This window comes from Chromobacterium violaceum ATCC 12472, assembly GCF_000007705.1.
Taxonomy (GTDB): Bacteria; Pseudomonadota; Gammaproteobacteria; order Burkholderiales; family Chromobacteriaceae; genus Chromobacterium; species Chromobacterium violaceum.
In genome coordinates, this window is record NC_005085.1 from 587023 (window position 1) to 606692 (window position 19670).

General features: G+C 66.3%; 18 protein-coding genes. 13 read left to right on the forward strand and 5 right to left on the reverse strand.

The genetic code is table 11. From position 1 onward, the window contains the following. Window positions 1–39: 39 nt before the first annotated feature. A complete protein-coding gene (locus CV_RS02690) occupies window positions 40–507 on the reverse strand; it encodes a hypothetical protein (protein ID WP_011134103.1) in 468 nt (155 codons plus the stop codon). 228 nt (window positions 508–735) lie between these two features. Between CV_RS02690 and CV_RS23305 the strand changes: the two genes are divergently transcribed. The 4 genes from CV_RS23305 to yedA all read left to right on the forward strand — a co-directional run bounded on the left by CV_RS23305 (window position 736) and on the right by yedA (window position 3289). Beyond that, on the forward strand, window positions 736–954 hold the full coding sequence (locus CV_RS23305) for a hypothetical protein (protein ID WP_011134104.1): 219 nt from the start codon (window positions 736–738) through the stop codon (window positions 952–954). A gap of 133 nt (window positions 955–1087) precedes the next feature. Then, a complete protein-coding gene (locus CV_RS02695) occupies window positions 1088–1669 on the forward strand; it encodes an L-threonylcarbamoyladenylate synthase (protein ID WP_011134105.1) in 582 nt (193 codons plus the stop codon). Window positions 1670–1704: 35 nt separating this feature from the next. Beyond that, window positions 1705–2364 carry a protein TolQ gene (gene tolQ / locus CV_RS02700; protein ID WP_370448042.1) on the forward strand — a complete coding sequence of 220 codons (660 nt, stop codon included), beginning with the start codon at window positions 1705–1707 and terminating at the stop codon, window positions 2362–2364. A gap of 61 nt (window positions 2365–2425) precedes the next feature. After that, window positions 2426–3289, forward strand: coding sequence for a drug/metabolite exporter YedA (yedA, locus tag CV_RS02705; protein WP_011134107.1), 864 nt, complete (start codon window positions 2426–2428; stop codon window positions 3287–3289). 78 nt (window positions 3290–3367) lie between these two features. Here yedA and CV_RS02710 read toward each other — a convergent pair whose 3' ends face one another. Both CV_RS02710 and CV_RS02715 read right to left on the reverse strand, forming a co-directional pair. Next, the gene (locus tag CV_RS02710; RefSeq protein WP_011134108.1) at window positions 3368–4339 is read right to left on the reverse strand and encodes a lytic polysaccharide monooxygenase; all 972 of its coding nucleotides are present in this window, start codon (window positions 4337–4339) and stop codon (window positions 3368–3370) included. 312 nt (window positions 4340–4651) lie between these two features. Then, window positions 4652–5797 carry a lytic polysaccharide monooxygenase gene (locus CV_RS02715; RefSeq protein WP_011134109.1) on the reverse strand — a complete coding sequence of 382 codons (1146 nt, stop codon included), beginning with the start codon at window positions 5795–5797 and terminating at the stop codon, window positions 4652–4654. Between the two features lie 436 nt (window positions 5798–6233). On the opposite strand from CV_RS02715, the gene CV_RS02720 reads away from it, so the two are divergent. The 6 genes from CV_RS02720 (at window position 6234) to gap (ending at window position 14666) form a co-directional block, all read left to right on the forward strand. Then, window positions 6234–6968 (forward strand): GntR family transcriptional regulator, encoded by a 735-nt coding sequence (locus CV_RS02720; protein WP_011134110.1) that lies wholly within the window; start codon window positions 6234–6236, stop codon window positions 6966–6968. Further along, window positions 6965–8086, forward strand: a complete 1122-nt coding sequence (gene nagA, locus CV_RS02725) for an N-acetylglucosamine-6-phosphate deacetylase (protein WP_011134111.1) — start codon at window positions 6965–6967, stop codon at window positions 8084–8086. The genes CV_RS02720 and nagA overlap by 4 nt, the downstream gene beginning before the upstream one ends. Further along, window positions 8067–9089: an SIS domain-containing protein gene (locus CV_RS02730; protein ID WP_223938101.1), complete on the forward strand. Its 1023-nt coding sequence runs from the start codon at window positions 8067–8069 to the stop codon at window positions 9087–9089. Before nagA ends, CV_RS02730 begins: the two co-directional genes overlap by 20 nt. 88 nt (window positions 9090–9177) lie before the next feature. Further along, window positions 9178–11673 (forward strand): phosphoenolpyruvate--protein phosphotransferase, encoded by a 2496-nt coding sequence (ptsP, locus tag CV_RS02735; RefSeq protein WP_011134113.1) that lies wholly within the window; start codon window positions 9178–9180, stop codon window positions 11671–11673. Between the two features lie 76 nt (window positions 11674–11749). Beyond that, on the forward strand, window positions 11750–13438 hold the full coding sequence (nagE, locus tag CV_RS02740) for an N-acetylglucosamine-specific PTS transporter subunit IIBC (RefSeq protein WP_011134114.1): 1689 nt from the start codon (window positions 11750–11752) through the stop codon (window positions 13436–13438). A 229-nt stretch (window positions 13439–13667) separates the two neighbouring features. Then, complete coding sequence (gene gap / locus CV_RS02745; RefSeq protein WP_011134115.1) at window positions 13668–14666, forward strand: type I glyceraldehyde-3-phosphate dehydrogenase; 999 nt, start codon at window positions 13668–13670, stop codon at window positions 14664–14666. Window positions 14667–14733: 67 nt separating this feature from the next. On the opposite strand, the gene CV_RS02750 is transcribed toward gap, so the two are convergent. Then, window positions 14734–15177, reverse strand: a complete 444-nt coding sequence (locus CV_RS02750) for an Lrp/AsnC family transcriptional regulator (RefSeq protein ID WP_011134116.1) — start codon at window positions 15175–15177, stop codon at window positions 14734–14736. A 420-nt stretch (window positions 15178–15597) separates the two neighbouring features. On the opposite strand from CV_RS02750, the gene phoB reads away from it, so the two are divergent. From phoB to tal, 3 genes are all read left to right on the forward strand, one after another. Then, the gene (gene phoB, locus CV_RS02755; RefSeq protein ID WP_011134117.1) at window positions 15598–16287 is read left to right on the forward strand and encodes a phosphate regulon transcriptional regulator PhoB; all 690 of its coding nucleotides are present in this window, start codon (window positions 15598–15600) and stop codon (window positions 16285–16287) included. Further along, window positions 16287–17594, forward strand: a complete 1308-nt coding sequence (gene phoR / locus CV_RS02760; RefSeq protein WP_011134118.1) for a phosphate regulon sensor histidine kinase PhoR — start codon at window positions 16287–16289, stop codon at window positions 17592–17594. Before phoB ends, phoR begins: the two co-directional genes overlap by 1 nt. A 94-nt stretch (window positions 17595–17688) precedes the next feature. Beyond that, window positions 17689–18750, forward strand: coding sequence for a transaldolase (gene tal, locus CV_RS02765; RefSeq protein ID WP_011134119.1), 1062 nt, complete (start codon window positions 17689–17691; stop codon window positions 18748–18750). 74 nt (window positions 18751–18824) lie between these two features. Here tal and CV_RS02770 read toward each other — a convergent pair whose 3' ends face one another. Continuing rightward, entirely contained in the window at window positions 18825–19355 is a 531-nt protein-coding gene (locus CV_RS02770) for a hemerythrin domain-containing protein (protein WP_011134120.1), read from the reverse strand. Window positions 19356–19670: the final 315 nt, after the last annotated feature.

Below are 19670 nucleotides of genomic sequence, written 5' to 3' on the forward strand. Positions count from 1 at the left end.
GCGCCGGAAGGCGCTGTTTTTCATGCTGCATGTTCAGATTCAGAAATCGTAGCGGGCATTGAATGTCAGCACATGGTCGACATTTTCCTTATGCTTGTGGTGGCCCAGCTTGGAGTCGCCGTAACCGACCTCGAACGACAGTTTCTTGTAGCCTACCGATACGAAGGGCAGGGCGGCGAAACCGTTGTGGTCAGAGCCGTTCAGATAACCGCCGTAAATACCCACTCCCATTTTGAAATCGCCGGCGACGTTGAAGTCCTTGCGCCGCCCGGCTGCGGCGTAATAGGCGGTTTTTTTGGCAGAGTCGCGGTAAACGGCGCCGCGCACAATGGGGCGGCCACATGAATATTCCTGGGGCGACCATTCCGCGCCCAGGCCGGGATTGAACTGCTCGAAGTCGCAGTTGTGCTTGTGGCTATTGCAGCCGTAGTGTTTGGAGGCGAAAGGCACCAGTAGCGACACATCGGCCAATGCGGGAAGCGCGGAGAGAGACAGGATGTTGAACAATTATGTTTTCAAATGACAGATGCCTGTGCTTTTTGTAACCAAAAAGAGTGTATGCAGGATCTAACTTTTGTGATTGTTGTTGTTTTATTTAGGAAAAACGACCGGGGATGAGACGGGGCTTTATGGGATTTTGATGCGGCGGACAGCCATTTCTGCGCGAAATTGACACCCCGGACGCTAGAGTCCGCTTGTGAGCAGGAACAAGACCTCAACCTGGAGCGAACCATCATGTCCGCATTGACTACCGAACATGGCCTGCCGGCAGAACCGGAGCCTGGAAGTCGCCACCGCCTGTTGCGTTTCCTGACCCATGAAAAGCGCTGCTGGCGGCGTCTGGCCTACTGGCTGAAGCAGTTCAACACCGATGCCGGAGTGCCCGCGCGCTGTTATGCCTGGCGCGCCGCGCCGGAAGATCCACCCGAAGACCGCGAGCACCTGCTGCTCTGAGGCGCCGCCCGATGCCGGAGCGCGCCGCGCCGCCGCTTCGGCATCCCTCCCGCCTTTCCTCGCATTTCAGCCTGTGTTTTTGCGCCGTTGCCGCTACAATGGCTGTTTCTGTTTCCATCTAGCTTGATCAATCATGAAGTCCGGTTCCGGTCCCTTGCCGCGCCTGCCTGGCAGCCGTCTGCAGCAACGGGCCCGCAAGCAGCTGCGCGACGGCGGCGTCATCGCCTATTCCACCGAATCCTGTTACGGTCTGGGGTGCCGTCCGCTCGATGCCCGCGCGATACGCCGCGTGCTGGCGATCAAGGCGCGGCCTAACCACAAGGGGCTGATCGTCATCGCCGCCGATTTCGAGCAGATCCGCCACCTGGTCAAACCGCTTTCCGCCGCGCAGCGCGCGGAACTGGCGCGCTATTGGCCCGGTCCATATACCTTTTTGCTGCCGGCGTCGCGGCGGGTGCCGCCGGCCCTGCGCGGCCGGCACCACAAGATCGCGGTGCGGGTGACCGCGCACGGCGAGGCGGCGGCCTTGTGCCGCCGGCTTGGCACGGCGCTGGTGTCCACTTCGGCCAACCGGGCCGGGCAGCAATCGCTGAAGACGGCGCGAGCCTGTCGAATGGCTTTCAAGGACAAGGTGCTGACGCTGCCGGGCCGCATCGGCAAGCGGCGCAAGCCATCGACCATCATCGATCTGGAGAGCGGCCGCGTATTGCGCTAGGCCGCGTATGAACTGAGGAACAAAACGTGCAACAGATTTCTTTCATCAGCCTGATCCTGAACGCCAGCCTGCTGGTGCAGCTGGTGATGGCCGGCCTGGCGCTGACGTCCTTGCTGTCGTGGGCGCTGATCTTCAACAAGATTTCGGTGCTGCGCTCGGCCAAGCGCCACAGCGAGGAGTTCGAGCGCAATTTCTGGAGCGGCGCCGACCTGAACCGCCTGTACGAGGATGTGTGCCGCCGCAGCGACACCGTGGGCATGGAGCGCATCTTCCAGTCGGGCTTCGCCGAGTTTCTGAAACTGCGCGGCCGCAGCGGCGCCGAGCTGTCCGACATCATGGACGGTTCCCGCCGCGCGATGCGGGCGGCGGCGCAGCGCGAGCTGGATGCGCTGGACAGCCACACCTCCTTCCTGGCGACCGTGGGTTCGGTCAGCCCCTATATCGGCCTGTTCGGCACCGTGTGGGGCATCATGCATGCCTTCATCGGCCTGGGGAACGCCGGCCAGGCGACGCTGAGTACCGTGGCGCCGGGCATCGCCGAAGCGCTGGTGGCCACCGCCATCGGCCTGTTCGCCGCGATTCCGGCGGTGGTGGCGTACAACCGCTTCGCCACCGACGTCGATCGTCTGGCCACGCGCTTCGACACCTATATGGAAGAGTTCTCCAACATCCTGCAGCGGCTGGCGACGCGTTAAGACGCTTGCCGTTTCGGCTTGCATACGGCATGGTTTCGGTTCGGAATTTACGGACTGCACCATGCCTTTTTCACGCCCCGCGCCGCTGACGCTGGCCGCCTTCCTTGCCCTCTACCTAGTCTGGGGCTCTACCTACCTGGTCATCCGCATCGGCGTCGAGTCCTGGCCGCCATTGCTGATGGCCGGCATCCGTTTTCTGCTGGCCGGTGGCTTGGTACTGGCCTATCTCGCCTGGAAGAGGACGCCGTGGCCGAATGCGCGCCAACTGGGCGGCGCGGCCTTGCTGGGCGTGTTGATGCCGGCGATAGGCAACGGCCTGGTGACGGTGGCCGAGCGGGAAGTCTCGTCCGGCGTCGCCGCGCTGGTGATCGCGACGGTGCCGCTGTTCACGCTGCTGTTCGCCCGACTGTTCGGCCATAGGTCGCGGCCGCTGGAATGGGCGGGCATGGGCTTAGGCGTGGTCGGCATCGTGTTGCTCAACCTGGGCTCCAGCCTCAGCGCCAGCCCGCGCGGCGCGGCCTTGCTGATTCTGGCCTCGGCCGGCTGGGCGCTGGGTTCGGCCTGGAGCAAGAAACTGCCGCAGCCGGCCGGCGCGATGGGCAGCGCCTGGACCATGATCTTCGGCGGCCTGGCGCTGGTCGTATCAAGCTTCGCCGTCGGCGAGCGCCTCGCCTCCTGGCCTGGCGCCGAGAGCTGGGCGGCGCTGCTGTACCTGACGGTATTCGGCTCGATGATCGCCTACAGCGCCTATCTTTACCTGCTGAAGACGGTATCGGCGGCGGCGGCCACCAGCTACGCCTATGTCAATCCTGTGATCGCCGTGCTGCTGGGCGCCGTGTTCCTGAGCGAGCATGTCGGCGTCCACGAGATGCTCGCCATGGTGGTGATCGTCACCGCGGTGGTGCTGATCAGCTGGCGGCGCTAGCCGTGCCGGCGGATGCGAAGCCGGGCGCGGCCCCGGAGCGTCAGAACTCGCGCCTGCCGCCAGGCATCGCCGCTGCGTTCAGCTTCGCTCATTCAGGTCGATCTGGTAGCGGTAGCCTCTGTAGCCGTCGTTCAGGTAGACGCGATTGGCGGCGTCGTGTACCGGAAAGACGGAGACGTTTCGCCGCTGCTGGCTGATCACGCCGATGCGGATGGCCTTGGAGGCGGCGTTGACCTTCCGCGCCAGCTCGTAAGGCCAGTTGGCGGCCTGGGCGGAAGCGGCGTTCAGCGCCACGGTGTGCGTCTCGGCGTCGCGGCCCAGGCTGTCGAACACGCGCAGCGTGGCGCTGCTGCCTGCGGGCAGGTTTTGGTGCGCGATGACGCTGCCGATTTCCTTCCACGGATTATCGATCGGCAATGCCGTGGTATGGCCGAAGCTGACATCGGAGCAGGCGTAGAACGCTTCCTCGCTGTCCGAGCGCTTCCAGACGCTGTAGATGATGTGCCGGCCGGTCTTGCCGGCGGGCAGCCGCATCGTCATGCGGTAGCGATTGCCGACGTCCAGCGGCGGATTGCCGTTATAGGCGCCGAACAGCGTCAGATCCGACCATTTCAGCGGCGTGGATGGATTCCAGCCGTCTCGGGTTACATAGAGCCTGAAGTACTTGGTCGCGTGCGGCGCCGTGGCCTGGAAGACGAATTCGTAATCGCCCTTGGCGTCCGGCACGATGCTGGTGGCGCGCCAGTCGCTGCGCGCCAGATTGAAGCCCTTGAATTCGGCCTTCCCGCCGCCGCATAGCGCGCCGTCCGGCACCAGGGCCTGGTGATTGTCGCCGGCGGGAGTCTGGTTGATCGCGTTCCAGTCGTACATCGCCTGGGCGCCGCCGACGCGCTTGGCTTCCCGGCAGGCCGAGGATATGGGCGCTTCCGGGCCTTCCTGAAAGCAGCCGTAGGCGCGGCTGACCGGAACCTCCATGCTGCCATGGGGCCATGAGGGCGCGCTCAGGCAACCCAGGGTCATCGCTAGGGGAAGACGCCATTGCGGTTTCATGACGGACTCCTTTTCTGGTGGCGGGATGCGGACGGATCGGCATCCGCCGGATGGTTGGAAGGTGCGCCAGTCTTGCGAAGTCGTTTTTCTTCGCTTTTCCCATTAATTGCCTGGTTTGCCATTTGCCGGTTTTTGCATGCGGTTTTGCGATTTTTCTGACGGTTTTATGGTGAATTCAGGGCTGGTCGGCATGGGGCGGCGCGATGCGCGCGCAACGGAGCCATGGGCATGCGCGCTGCGATCTGGCCGGCGCGGCAGCCGCAATGAAAAACGCCGCTCGATAGAGCGGCGTTTTTCATCGGAAAGGCCGGATCAGATGGCTTGCCACAGCGTGGACTGGGTAGACGGCGTCCAGCCGGCGCCGGCCCAGGCGGTATGGGCCTGCAGGCAGCGGTATGAGCGGCCCTGGTAGCTGACCACCTGGCCGGCCGCGTATTTCCCGCCTTCCTTCCAGCTGTTGGCCGCGGGCGGCGTGGCGACGCCGCCGTCGCCCTTGTTCAGGTCGATCGCGAAGCCATAGCCCGGGTAGCCGTCGTTCAGGTAAACGCGGTTGGCGGTGGCGTCTTTCACCGGGACGATGGAAACGGCGCGTTGCTGCGATTTCAGCACGCCGATGCGGATGGCCCGCGAAGCGGCGTTGACCTTCTGCGCCAACTCGTACGGCCAGTTGGCGGTCTGGCCGGATGAGACATTCAGCGCCACCGTGTGTTTTTCGGCGTCGCGGCCCTGGCCGTCGAACACGCGCAGCGTGGCGCTGCTGCCCGCCGGCAGGTTTTCGCGCGCGGCGACGCTGCCGATCTCCTTCCACGGATTGGCCGTCGGCGGCGCAGCGTCGCCGCCGAAGTTGACGTCGGAGCACGAATAGAACGCCTCCTCGCTGTCCGATCGTTTCCAGACGTTGAAGATGATGTGCTTTCCAGTCTTGCCTTGCGGCAGCTTCAGCGTCATGTGGTAGCGCTTGCCGGCGTCTTGTTGCGGATTGCCGTTGACGGTGCCGAACAGCTCCAGGTCCGACCATTTCAACGCTTGCGTCGGATTCCAGCCGTTTTTGGTCACGTAAAACTTGAAGTACTTGGTGGCGTGCGGCGCGGTGGCCTTGTAGATGAATTCGTAGTTGCCGTTGGCGTCCGGCACGATGTTGGTCGTGCGCCAATCCTCGCGAGCCAGGTTGAAGCCCTTGAATTCGGCTTTGCCGCCGCCGCACAGCGTGCCGTCCGGCACCACCGCCTGGTGGTTGTCGCCGGACGGGTTCTGGTTGATGCCGTTCCAGTCGTACATCGCCTGGGTGCCGCCCGCCTGTTTGGCGGCCTGGCAGGCGGGAGTCTTGGGGGCTTCGGGACCTTCCAGGAAGCAGCTGTAGGTGCGGTTGATCGGAATTTCCATCGTGCCGTGGGCCCACAGCGGGGCGCTCAGGCAGCTCAGGGCCAGCGCGGCGGGTAGATGCCAATGCAGTTTCATGCGGACTCCTTGTTTGGTAGTGGTATGCAAGCGCATGGTCATCAGCCAGGACGTATGCTGTCCTTTAAATGGCTTAATGATTGAAAATTCGATCAATAGCTTAAAAGCAAGTTTTCAAATTGGTATTAATGCCTACATCATTGCTCGAAACGGAAAATTCCGATTTTTGCAGAAATCGTTGATTTCTTGACCTGGCCATTCGGTCCCAGCCATACCCGGCATCTTTCCGCCACCGCTTTCCCGCGCGGTTGTCGCTTTGTTGCCATGCGCCATGCGCAAATTGGCGGAGGGCTGATAATTGGTATTGACGTGGTATTAATGTGGTATTACCGTTCGGGCTGTAGCGGGACAATTACGATCAGGCTGTCCCGCGGCGGGATACCGGCGTCGGCGGACTGGGCTTACACTGCGGTTTTCAGACCACTTTCGGACGACCATGGAAAACCGCTGGCAAGCATTGAAACCGGATGAAAACCTGAGCACTCCGCTGTATCTGCAGCTGTCGCGCAAGCTGGCCGACGCGATCAACGCCGGCTGGTGGCAGGCGGACGAGGCGCTGCCGTCGGAGCGGACGTTTTCGGAAGAGCTGGGCATCTCGCGGGTGACCGCGCGCAAGGCGATGGACGTGTTGCTGGAGCAGGGCATGATCCGCCGGCGCCAGGGATCGGGCACCTTCATCACGCCCAGGCTGGAGCAGCCGCTGTCGCGGTTGACCGGCTTCACCGAGCAGCTGAGGCTGCGCGGCTTCGTGCCGTCGTCGGTGTGGCTGGAGCGCGGGGTATTCCCGCCCAGCAATGAGGAAGTGATCAAGCTGGGGCTGTCGCCGACCTCGATGGTGGCGCGGCTGAAGCGCCAGCGCCTCGCCGACGGCGTGGTGATGGCGATAGAAATGAGCACGATGCCGGTCGCGTATCTGCCCGACCCGCAGGCGGTGGGCACTTCGCTGTACGCCCATCTGGACGCGACCGGGCATTCGGTGGTGCGGGCGCTGCAGCACATCCGGGCGGTGAACGCTTCCGGGGACGTGGCCCAGCTTGCGGGCATCCGTCCCGGCGAGGCGATGCTGCTGATCACCCGCATCGGCTTCAACGCCGACAATGTGGCGATCGAGCTGACCGACACCTATTGCCGCAACGATTATTACGATTTCGTAGCAGAACTGAAACGATGACTGAAACGCAGACCTTGCAGGGCCGCATCCTGACCGCTTCCGGCTGGATGGACGGCGCAGTGCGCCTGGCGGCCGACGGCCGCATCGCCGCGATAGACGCCCGGCTGGCGTCGGGCCGCCAGCCCGAGCGCTACATCCTGCCCGGCTTCATCGATCTGCACGTGCACGGCGGCGGCGGCGTGGACATCATGGAGGGCGGCGCCGCCGTCAACCATGTGGCCCGGCTGCACGCCCGCTTCGGCACCACCTCCCTGCTGGCCACCACGATGACCGCGCCGCCGGAGGAGATTTCCCGCGTGCTGGCCGACATCGGCCGCTGCAGCCGGGAGCGGGCGCCGGGCGGCAGCCGCGTGCTGGGCGTGCACCTGGAAGGTCCGTACATCAATCCCGGCAAACTGGGCGCCCAGCCCGACGACGCCTGTCAGGCGGCGATGGCGCAGATAGACGGCTACCGCGCGCTGGCGCCGATCTCGCTGATCACGCTGGCGCCGGAAATCCCGGGGCACCTCGACATCATCCGCACGCTGAGCGCCCAGGGCGTCAGGATGCAGATGGGCCACACCCTCGGCAGCTACGAGCAGGCGGTGGCCGCGCTGGAGCAGGGCGCGTCCGGCTTCACCCATCTCTTCAACGCCATGACCGGCCTGCATCACCGCGAGCCGGGCATGGTGGGCGCGGCGCTGGCGCATGCCGAGTACGCCGAGCTGATTCCCGATTTGCTCCACGTCCATCCCGGCGCCATCCGCACCGCGTTGCGCGCGATCCCGCGCCTCTATTGCGTCACCGACTCCACCGCCGCCGCCGGCATGCCCGACGGACAGTACAAGCTGGGTTCGCACGCGGTCACCAAGTGCATGGGCGGGGTGCGCCTGGCCGACGGCACGCTGGCCGGCAGCACGCTGACCATGGATCAGGCGCTGCGCAACCTGGTGTCCATCGGCCTGCCGCTGGCCGACGCCTCCAACCGCCTGTCGCTGTACCCGGCCGATTATCTGGGGCTGGCCGACCGCGGCCGGCTAGAGGCCGGGGCCTGGGCCGACATCGCGGTGCTGGATGCCGAACTGAATCTGCAGCAAGTCTATGTTGAGGGAGAAGAAATTGGCCTCGTTGATGCTTGAGGAAGCGCTGTATTCCGCCGAAGCGGTCGCCGCGCAACACATGTACGCCGATGAGGGCCTGGCCGCGCTGGGGCGCGAGCTGGCCCGCATCCGCCCGCGCCTGGCGCTCACTGTCGCCCGCGGCAGCTCCGACCACGCCGCCAGCTATTTCGCTTATCTGGTGATGCAGCGGCTGGGCATCCCGGTGGTGTCGCTGCCGATGTCGCTGGTCACCCTGCACCAGTCGCCGCTGGCGGTGGACGGCCAGTTGGCCGTCGCCTTGTCGCAATCCGGCCAGAGCCCGGACCTGGTGGACACCATGAAGGCCTTGTCCGCCGCCGGCGCCCACACCGTGGCGCTGGTCAACAAGCAGCAGTCGCCGCTGGCCGAGTGCTGCGACTGGGCGGTGCCGCTGTGCGCCGGCGAGGAGAAGAGCGTCGCCGCCACCAAGAGCTACATCACCGCGCTGTCCGCCGTCGCGCGCCTGGTCGCCCACTGGCAGGCCGACGAGAAGCTGCTGGCCGCGCTGGCCAACCTGCCGCAGCGGCTGCAGGACGCAGCCGGCCAGGACTGGTCGGCCGCGATCGACGTGCTGAAGCCGGCGGAGCGCATCATGGTGGTCGGCCGCGGCCTGGGCTTCGCCGTGGCGCTGGAGGCGGCGCTGAAATTCAAGGAGACCTGCGCCATCCAGGCCGAGGCCTTCTCCGGCGCCGAGATCAAGCACGGGCCGATGGCGCTGATCGACGACGGCTACCCGCTGCTGGTGTTCGCGCCGCGCGGTCCGGAACAGCAGGGCCTGATCGATCTGGCCGAGGAAATGCGCGGCCGCGGCGCGCGCGTGCTGCTGGCCGCGCCGGACAATGTGTCCAGCCGCGACCTGACGCTGGCGGTGGCCGACGACGAGGCGCTGGACCCGCTGCTGGCGATCCAGAGCTTTTATCTGATGGCGGCCCGCCTGTCCGAGGCGCGCGGCCTGAATCCGGACCTGCCGCGCCATCTGTCCAAGGTGACCCGCACCCGTTGACCGGATGAACAGACAGGCGGCGCAGACCGCCGGGGCGGCCGCGAAACGCGGCCGGCCGATAACAGAATCGACAGAATAAGGATGTTCGATGACCACTACGCTCGAACTGCTGGCGCCGTTCTCCGGGCCGGCGATCGCTCTCGACCGCGTGCCGGACCCAGTGTTCGCCGGCCTGATGATGGGAGATGGCCTGGCCATCGAGCCCTTGTCGCCGACGCTGCTGGCGCCCTGTAGCGGCGCGGTGGCCCAGCTGGCCCGCACCGGCCACGCGCTGACCCTCGCCGCCGACAACGGCGCCGAGGTGCTGATCCACATCGGCATCGACACCGTCAAGCTGGAGGGCCGCGGCTTCCGTCCGCTGGTCGCCGTCGGCGACAAGGTGACGGCTGGCCAGCCGCTGATCGAAGTGGACCTGGACGCGGTGGCGCGCCGGGCGCCGTCGCTGCAGACCATGGTGGTCATCGCCAATTCCGAGCAATTCCGTTTTCCCCGCCGTGCCGAAGGCCTGCTCGAAGCGGGCCGTTCGCACTTCCTGACCCTGGCGGCTCGCGAGGCCGTCTCCCCTCGCGAGTCCGCCGGCGGCCCGGAGCGCCGCGGCGAGGCCACGGTGCGCCACGAGGGCGGCCTGCACGCGCGGCCGTCGGCGCTGGTGCAGCAGGCGGCCAAGCGGCGCGAGGCCGAGGTGTTCATCGAATTTGCCGGCAAGCGGGCCAACGCCCGCAGCGTGGTGGCGCTGATGGGGCTGGGCGTGGCGGAGGACGACCGCGTCGCAGTCATCGCCAGCGGCCATGACGCCGACGCGGCGCTGGCCGACGTGATCGAGGCGTTGCAAACCCGCAGCGAAGCCGGCCATGCCGCCGTGGCGCCGGCTGAGGCCCGCGAACCGGTCGCCGGATATCTCGCCGGCGTGGCCGCCGCGCCGGGCCTGGCCATCGGCCGCGCGGTGCGGCTGGACGCTTTCGAGATGCCGCTGCCCGAACAGGGCGCGGGCGAGGCTGCCGAGCGCGCCGCGCTGGCGGCGGCGCTCCGCCGGGTGCGGGACGCCATTTCGTCCGGCATCGACGCGGCGCTGCGCCGCGGCGCCACGGCGGAAAGCGACATCTTCGCCGCCCACCTGGCCTTGCTGGACGACCCCGAGCTGCTGTCCGCCGCCGAAGCCGACATCGCCGCCGGCCGCGGCGCCGGCTTCGGCTTTCGCCGCGCGGTGCGCGCCCAGTGCGCGGTGCTGGCCGGCCTGGGCAACCCATTGCTGGCCGAGCGGGTGGCCGATCTGAAAGACATCGAGCGCCAGGTGCTGGTGGCGCTGTACGGCGAGCCGGAGCAGGGACCGGAGCTGTTCGACGACTCCATCCTGGTGGCCGAGGACCTGGCGCCGTCCGAACTGACGCGGCTGCCGCCCGGCAAGGTGGCCGGCATCGTCACCGCCGCCGGCGGCGCCAGCGGCCATGTCGCCATCCTGGCGCGGGCGCTGGGCATCCCGGCGCTGGTGGCCTGCGGCCCGTCGGCGCTGGCGCTGCAGCCAGGCCAGACCCTGGTGCTGGACGCGCGCGCCGGCCTCGCCAATCCCCAGCCCACCCCGTCCGACCTGGCCGCCGCCCGCGCCGAGATCGACAAGCTGGCGGCGAGGCGCCGCGCGATGCAGGCGTCGGCCAACGCGCCGGCCATCACCGTGGATGGCGTGGCGATCGAGGTGGCAGTCAACATCGCCAACGCCGACGACGCGCGCGAGGGCGTCGCCCACGGCGCCGACGCGGTGGGCCTGCTGCGCACCGAGTTCCTGTTCATCGACCGCCGCGACGCGCCGACCGAGGCCGAGCAGACTGCCGCCTACCAAGCGGTGCTGGACGCGTTGGACGGCCGCCACGCCATCATCCGCACGCTGGACGTGGGCGGCGACAAGGAGGTGCCTTACCTGCAACTGCCGCTGGAACCGAACCCGGCGCTGGGGCTGCGCGGCATCCGCACCGGCTTCGCCTATCCGGACATGCTGGATGCCCAGCTGCGCGCGCTGCTGGCGGTGAAGCCGCTGTCGCGGCTGCGCATCCTGGTGCCGATGATCACCGACGTCGGCGAGCTGATCCGGCTACGGGAGCGCATCGAGCAGCTGGCCGGCGAAATGAGTCTTTCCGAGCGGCCGCAGCTGGGCGTGATGGTGGAGGTGCCGTCGGCGGCGCTGCTGGCCGACCAATTGGCGAAGCACGCCGATTTCCTGTCCATCGGCAGCAACGACCTGACCCAGTACACGCTGGCGATGGACCGCTGCAACGCCACGCTGGCCGCGCGCATCGACTCCATGCATCCCGGCCTGCTGCGTCTGATCGCCATCACGGTGGAAGGCGCGAAAAAGTATGGCAAATGGGTGGGCGTGTGCGGCGCGATGGCGTCGGACCCGCAGGCGGTGCCGGTGCTGATCGGCCTGGGCGTCGCCGAGCTGTCGGTCAGCCCGCGCCTGGTGCCGGAAGTGAAGAGCCTGGTGCGCGGGCTGTCGCGCCGGCATTGCGAGGAAGAGGCGCTGCGGCTGCTGGCGCTGGGATCGCCGCAGGCGGTGCGCGGCAGGGTGACGGAACTGTGGCCCGGCGTATGACGGCGGGCGTCGGTGAGAAGTGCTGGGGAGCCGCCATCGGACAAGACGGCACCAGAATTAACCTGGGAGATATGTTGTGAGTACTCTTAACAAGTTTGCAGGCATCCAGCAACTGGGGCGCGCCCTGATGCTGCCGATCGCCGTGCTGCCGGTGGCCGGCCTGTTGCTGCGTCTGGGCCAGCCCGACCTGTTGGACATCAAGTTCATGGCGCAGGCGGGCGACGCCATCTTCGGCAATCTGGCTCTGATCTTCGCCATCGGCGTGGCGGTCGGCTTCGCCAAGGATGGCAACGGCACTTCCGGCCTGGCCGGCGCCATCGGCTACCTGGTGCTGACCGCGGTGCTGAAAGTGATCGACGACAAGATCAATATGGGCGTGCTGTCCGGCATCCTGTCCGGTCTGATCGCGGGCTATCTGTACAACCGCTACAAGGACATCAAGCTGCCCAGCTACCTGGCCTTCTTCGGCGGCAAGCGCTTCGTGCCCATCGTCACCGGCTTCGGCATGCTGGTGCTCGGGGCGGTCCTCGGCTATGCCTGGCCGCCGGTGCAGCATGGCATCGACGCCGTGGGCAAGTGGCTGATCGCCACCGGCGAGGTGGGCGTGTTCTTCTACGGCGTGCTCAACCGCATCCTGATCGTCACCGGCCTGCACCATATCCTGAACAATATCGTGTGGTTCCAGGTCGGCGATTTCACCAACGCCGCCGGCAAGGTGGTGCATGGCGACCTGACCCGCTTCTTCGCCGGCGACAAGACGGCCGGCATGTTCATGGCCGGCATGTTCCCGGTGATGATGTTCGGCCTGCCGGCCGCCTGCCTGGCGATGTACCGCACCGCCAAGCCGGAGAACCGCGCCGCCGTCGGCGGCCTGCTGTTCTCCATGGCCCTGACCGCGATGCTGACCGGCGTCACCGAGCCGGTGGAGTTCGCCTTCATGTTCCTGGCCCCGGTGCTCTACGGCATCCACGCGGTGCTGACCGGCGTTTCCATGGCCGTCATGCAGATGCTGGGCGTGAAGCTGGGCTTCGGCTTCTCCGCCGGCCTGTTCGACTATGTCATCAACTATGGTATCGCCACCAAGCCGCTGCTGCTGCTGCCGGTGGGCGCGGTCTACTTCGCCGTCTACTATGCGCTGTTCGTGTTCTTCATCCGCAAGTTCGATCTGAAGACGCCGGGCCGCGAGGATGCCGCCGTGACGGTCGCCGAGGTCAAAGCCGGCACTAGCCGCGCGCGCGCCTTCATCGATGCGCTGGGCGGCGCCGCCAACCTGAAGTCGGTGGACGCCTGCACCACCCGCCTGCGCCTGCAGGTGGCCAGCAATGAAAAGGTCAACGAGGCCGCGCTGAAGGCGCTGGGCTCGCGCGGCCTGATCAAGCCGGCCGCCGGCAGCGTGCAGGTGGTGCTGGGACCGGAGGCGGACCTGATCGCCGACGAGATCCGCGGCGCGCTGGGCAACGCCGCCGCCGAGCCGCAAGCGGCCGTTTCGGCTGTGGCCGAGACGCTGGCGTCCGCGGCGGCGGCCGGTGGCGCCAGCATCGACAAGGCGCGCTGGCTGGCCGCGCTGGGCGGTGCCGGCAATGTGCGCAAGATCGAGGCGGTGGCCGGCAGCCGGCTGCGGGTGGAGGTGGCCGACGCCGCGCTGGTCGACCAGGCCGCGCTGCAGGCGCTGGGCGCCAGCGGCGTCACCGCGGTGTCCTCCAGCCTGCTGCACGTGGTGCTGCAAGTCGACGCCGCGCCGTACGCCGCGGTTTTGCAAGGATGAGGCGGGGAAAATAGCAAACACTTGATGTAGCGTGTTGATTACAAGCGCAAATCAGAGGAAAGTGACAGCGCAGGGCGGGATACGGCCTGCGCTGTTTTCGTTTGGCGCGGCGTTCCATCCGCGTCCGGCGGCGGCAGGCTCCGTCCGCGGAATTCGCATTTTTCGGTGGCGATGTCCAGACCATCGAATCGTTCATTGAGCTGTCACAAGCTGACAAGGAGACTTCATCATGGCTATCAAAGTCGGTATCAACGGTTTCGGTCGTATCGGTCGCATGGTGTTCCGCGCGATCGCCAAGGATTTCCCCGAGCTGGAAGTGGTCGGCATCAACGACCTGCTGGATCCGGAATACCTGGCCTACATGCTGAAGTACGACTCGGTGCACGGCCGCTTCCAGGGCGATGTGAAGGTCGAGGGCGGCAGCCTGGTGGTCAACGGCAAGACCATCCGCCTGACCGCGGAGAAAGACCCGGCCAATCTGAAGTGGAACGAGGTGAACGCCGAGATCGTCATCGACTGCACCGGCTTCTTCCTGACCAAGGAAGGCTGCCAGAAGCACATCGACGCCGGCGCCAAGAAAGTGGTGCAGTCGGCGCCGTCCAAGGACGACACGCCGATGTTCGTCTATGGCGTCAACCATGACAAATACGCCGGCGAAACCATCGTCTCCGCCGCTTCCTGCACCACCAACTGTCTGGCCCCGGTGGCCAAGGTGCTGCACGACAACTGGGGCATCAAGCGCGGCCTGATGAGCACCGTGCACGCCGCCACCGCCACCCAGAAGACCGTGGACGGCCCGTCCTCCAAGGACTGGCGCGGCGGCCGCGGCATCCTGGAAAACATCATCCCTTCGTCCACCGGCGCCGCCAAGGCCGTGGGCAAGGTGATTCCGGAACTGAACAAGAAGCTGACCGGCATGGCCTTCCGCGTGCCGACTTCCGACGTGTCCGTGGTCGACTTGACCGTGGAGCTGGAGAAGGAAGCCGACTACGCCGACATCTGCAAGGCGATGAAGGCCGCGTCCGAAGGCGAACTGAAGGGCGTGCTGGGCTACACCGATGAAAAAGTGGTGTCGACCGACTTCGTCGGCAACACCGCGCCGTCCACTTTCGACGCCGACGCCGGCATCGCGCTGGACAAGACCTTCATCAAGGTGGTGGCCTGGTACGACAACGAGTACGGCTACACCTGCAACATGCTGCGCTTCGTCAAGCACGTGGCAGGTTGAGCCGCGACGCTGTAAGGGAGAGTTGTTCTCTGTTCCGGCCGGCGCCCTCTGGGCCCCGGCCGTTTTTTCATTCGTCTTCCTGCAGCGCGGGCATGCGCGGCGGCACCGGCATGTCGATGATGATCGAGGTCTTGGTGTCGCCGAACTGCATCAGCCGCGCGATCAGCGCCTGCAGCGCCGGCATGGTGTCCACCGCCACCCGTATCATCAGGCCGCTGGTGCCGGTGATGGACGCGCACTCTATCACTTCGGGCGTCTTGCGGATCTCGTCTATCACCACGTAGTACTCCAGGTGCTTGACTGTCAATTCGATCAGGCAGGAAATCGGCAGGCCGACGCGGTTGGGGTCGATGCGGGCGTGGTAGCCGGTGATCACGCCGGACTGCTCCAATTTGGCCACCCGGTCGGCCACCGCCGGCGCCGACAGGTTCACCCGCCGCGCCAGTTCGGCGAAGCTGATTCTGGCATTTTCGTGCAGCGCAGCGAGGATTTTGCGGTCGAATCTATCCATGTTTCGAATCGAAGGAAATATGACGGAATAAAGATAGATAATAAAGTGAAATGGAAGAAAATCCTATTCTTGCGTGGCCTGCGTAGCGGGATTGCTACGTAGAATGCAGCCCGTATCTGGAACAAGCGGCACGTCCCGCCGTTTGCTCCTCTCCAAGATTGGTTGCGGATGAGCGAGTCGCTCGACCCCCTCATTTGAGACTGTCCTGGTGATCTCTTTGTCCCTGGTCTCTTGTCAGATCAACGTTTTTGACGACGACCATTCCGGGTCTGCCCAATCGGCAGGCCCGTTTTTTTTGGGGTCTGGCGCGCGGGGGCGCTTTGCGGGAAAATCCCGCCGCGGGAACTTTCCAAGACATGTCATATTAGTGTCATCTGGCGTTTGTATGCTTGCCGCAAAATCAAACCCGAGGATAGCCACATGGCCGCCAATATTCTGCTTGTCGAAGACGAACCGGCGATTCAGGAGCTGATCGCCTTCAACCTGGCCCAGGCCGGCCACCATGTGCTGCGCGCCGGCACCGCGGAAGCGGCGCTGACGCTGGTGAGGAACGCCTTGCCCGATCTGGTGCTGCTGGACTGGATGCTCCCCGGCGCCAGCGGCATCGACGTCGCCAAGCGCCTGCGCGCCGACGAGCGGACCCGCCACATCCCCATCATCATGCTGACTGCCCGTTCCGACGAGCAGGACAAGGTCGCCGGCCTGGAGACCGGCGCCGACGACTACATCACCAAGCCGTTCTCGCCGCGCGAGCTCCTGGCCCGCATCAAGGCGGTGCTGCGCCGCCGCGCGCCGCAGATGACCGACGACGCGGTCGACGTGCAGGGCCTGCGGCTGGACCCGGTGACCCACCGCGTCACCGGCAACGGCAGCGTGATCGAGCTCGGCCCCACCGAATTCCGCCTGCTGCACTTCTTCATGACCCATCCGGAGCGCGTCCACTCCCGCGCCCAGCTGCTCGACCAGGTGTGGGGCGACCACGTCTTCGTCGAGGAGCGCACCGTGGACGTGCATATCCGCCGCCTGCGCAGCGCGCTGGAAGGCACGCAGCACGACGGTCTGATCCAGACCGTGCGCGGCACCGGCTACCGCTTCTCCGTCCAGCAGTAATGCGAGAACTCCTGCAACGCACCGCGCTGTGGCTGGCGGCCATCCTGATCGTCAGCGCCGGCTTCTGGGCGCTGTCGTCGGCGACCGACGCGCTGTTGGTGCTGACCATCTCGCTGGGCGTCTGGCTGGCCTTCAACCTCTACCACATCGCGCTGATGCTGCGCTGGCTGCGCCATCCGGTGCCCGAGCGGGTGCCGGACGGCTTCGGCGTCTGGCACTCGGTGTTCATGACCTTGTACCGTACCATGCGCAACCAGAGCCAGAGCAAGAAGAAGCTGACCCACGCGCTAGAGCGCTTCATCAACGCCGGCGAGGCGATGCCGGACGGCGTGGTGGTGCTGGACGAGCATGACCGCATCGAATGGGTGAACCCGATGGCGGTCGAGCATCTGGGCCTGGACCGCAAGCGCGATGTCGGCAACCAGATCCTCAACCTGATTCGCCAGCCGGCCTTCCACACCTATATGAAGAACGCCAGCTTCAGCCAGCCGCTGACGCTGAGCTTCAGCCAGCCGCGCGAACTGGTGATCTCGCTGCAGCTGGTGCCCTTCGACTCCACGCGCAAGCTGCTGCTGACCCGCGACATCACCCAGCTGGAGCGGGTGCAGACCGTGCACCGCGACTTCGTCGCCAACGTGTCGCACGAATTGCGCACGCCGCTGACCGTGGTCGGCGGCTTTCTGGAGACGCTGTCGGACATGCCCGAGGTGGACGAGCGCACGCTGCGCCAGTTCCTGCCGATGATGATGGAGCAGTCGCGGCGGATGCAGAGCCTGGTCGAGGATCTGTTGACGCTGTCGCGGCTGGAGAACAGCCCCAAGGCGGTCAATTCCGAGTTGGTGGACATGCGGGTGATGCTGGACACGCTGATGGTGGAGGCCGAGGGCCTGTCCCAGGGCCGGCACCAGGTCAAGCTGGCGCGCTGCTGCGACGCCGGGCTGTGGGGCAGCGGCCAGGAGCTGCACTCCGCGTTCGGCAACCTGGTGTCCAACGCGGTGCGCTATACGCCGGAGGGCGGCAGCATCACGCTGTCCTGGCAGGAGGAGGGCGAGCAGCTGCGCTTCTCCGTCGCCGACACCGGCATCGGCATTCCGCGCGAGCACATTCCTCGGCTGACCGAACGCTTCTACCGCGTCGACCGCGGCCGCTCCCGCGGCAGCGGCGGCACCGGGCTGGGACTGGCCATCGTCAAGCACGTGCTGGCGCGCCACCATGCCAGGCTGGAAATCAAGAGCGAGCCGGACAAGGGCAGCACCTTCAGCGTGGTGTTCCCGCGCGAGCGCCGCAACGACAGCCAGGCCGCCTGAGCCAGCGCAAAGCGCCGCGTCTATCCCCTTGGCGCGGCGGCCCCGTCGGGGTAGGATGGATTCTTTACTTCAAGCAATATCCGGACGCCTCACCATGAACCGTTTGCAAGCCATCCGTCCCTTCGGCCAGCGCATCTGGCTGGACAACCTGTCCCGTGAACTGATCGCCTCCGGCGAGCTGGCCCGCCTGCTGGCCGACGACGGCATTGCCGGCGTGACCTCCAATCCGGCCATCTTCTATAAGGCGATCAGCTCCGACGCCAGCTACCAGGGCGAATTGGCCGTGCTGAAGCAAGACGCTTCGCTGTCCGCCGAGGCGCGTTACGAGAAGCTGGTGGTGGCGGACATCCAGGCCGCCTGCGACCTGTTGCTGCCGCAGTACGAAGCCAGCCAGGGCAACGACGGCTACGTCAGCCTGGAGGTGTCGCCGGAACTGTCGCGCGACGAGGCCGGCACCCTGGCCGCCGCCCGCCGGCTGTGGGCCGAGATCGGCCGCGCCAACGCGATGATCAAGATCCCCGCCACCGCCGAAGGCATCCGCGCCTTCCAGGCGCTGACCCGCGAAGGCGTCAACGTCAACATCACGCTGCTGTTCTCGCTGCCGCAAGTGGAGGCGGTGTGGGATGCCTACATTGCCGGCCTGTCCGCGCGCCTGGCCGACGGCCAGCCGGTGGCCGGCGTCAAGGCGGTGGCCAGCTTCTTCCTGTCGCGAGTAGACAGCCTGCTGGATCCGCAAGTGGCCGAGCCGCACCAGGGCAAGGTGGCGATCGCGCTGTCCAAAGCCGCTTACGCGCGCTATCAGGAGCGCTTCCATGGCGAGGCGTTCGCCAAGCTGCGCGCCGCCGGCGCCCGTCCGCAGTTCCTGCTGTGGGCGTCCACCGGCACCAAGAACCCGGCTTACCGCGACGTGCTGTACGTGGAGAGCCTGATCGGCGACGAAACCGTCAACACCGTGCCGGACGCGACCATGGCCGCCTTCCGCGATCATGGCGAGGCCGCGCTGACGCTGCCTGTGGACATGGACGCGGCCCAGGCGCTGCTGGCCGAAGTGGAGGCCACCGGCATCGACCTGGCCGCCGCCGGCGAGAAACTGCAGCAGGACGGCCTGAAACTGTTCGAAGACGCTTTCGCCCAGCTGTTGAAGCTGACCGCCTGAGCGCGGCCGGCTCTGGGACATGGCGACGGGTTGCCGGCGGAAGCGGGCAACCCGTTTTGCTTGCCGGGCGGGGCTCAGGCGTCCTGGCGGCGCCGGGCCATGTTGGCGCCTGCCTGGCGCAGCTCTTCCGGGCTCAGCGCGCTGGCGGCGGTGGGGAACAGCCAGGCCTCTTCGGCGGCCGCGTGCTCGCGGTACTGGCGGGCGAACTCCTGCAGCTCGTTGCGGCTGATCTGCTTGATGCGGCCGTCGCGCAGCGCGACCAGATCGTCGCGGATGGCGTTCCAGCAGGAGTGCAGGTAGCCATGTTCGGCCGACAGCTGCTCCAGCCGGGAAGAGGCGGTGGGGACGCGTTCATCGATCAGCGGGAACAGTTCCTCTTCCTCATCCGTATGATGGGCGGGGCCGGCGACGTCGAAGTAGCGCACTACGTCGTCTATGGTATTGCGCGCCGCCTCGTCGACGCCGTGCTCCTCGATGTAGGGGGGCAGCTTGTCCAGCTGATCGCAAAAGCGGCGGATCTTGTCGTGACAGGCCTGCAGCATTTCCAGCGGTTGTTCGAAGCTGGGCGCGGCGCCGGCTTTGCCCAGGGTGTCGAGTGTGAGCATGAAGATGGTCTCCTGCGTGGGTTCTGGCATGATTGTGTCGCCATGCCAGGGCCGTGGACATGATGCGCCTCAAGCGGACAGCGGCGCTTCCGCCTGCGCGACGCGCGGCGCAAGTTCTTGATACCGCTTTGCGCGATGGAACACAAGCCGGAATTGTACGAGATGATCCGACCGGAAGATGACGGGGAGATGAAATGGAAGTGCCGTTTGAAGTGAGGGAGCTGGCGCGGGACGACGCCGCGCTGACGCGGCGGGCCCTGCGGCTGCAGCTGGACGCGCACCGGCTGGAGGTGGAGTGGCTGAATTATCCGAAGC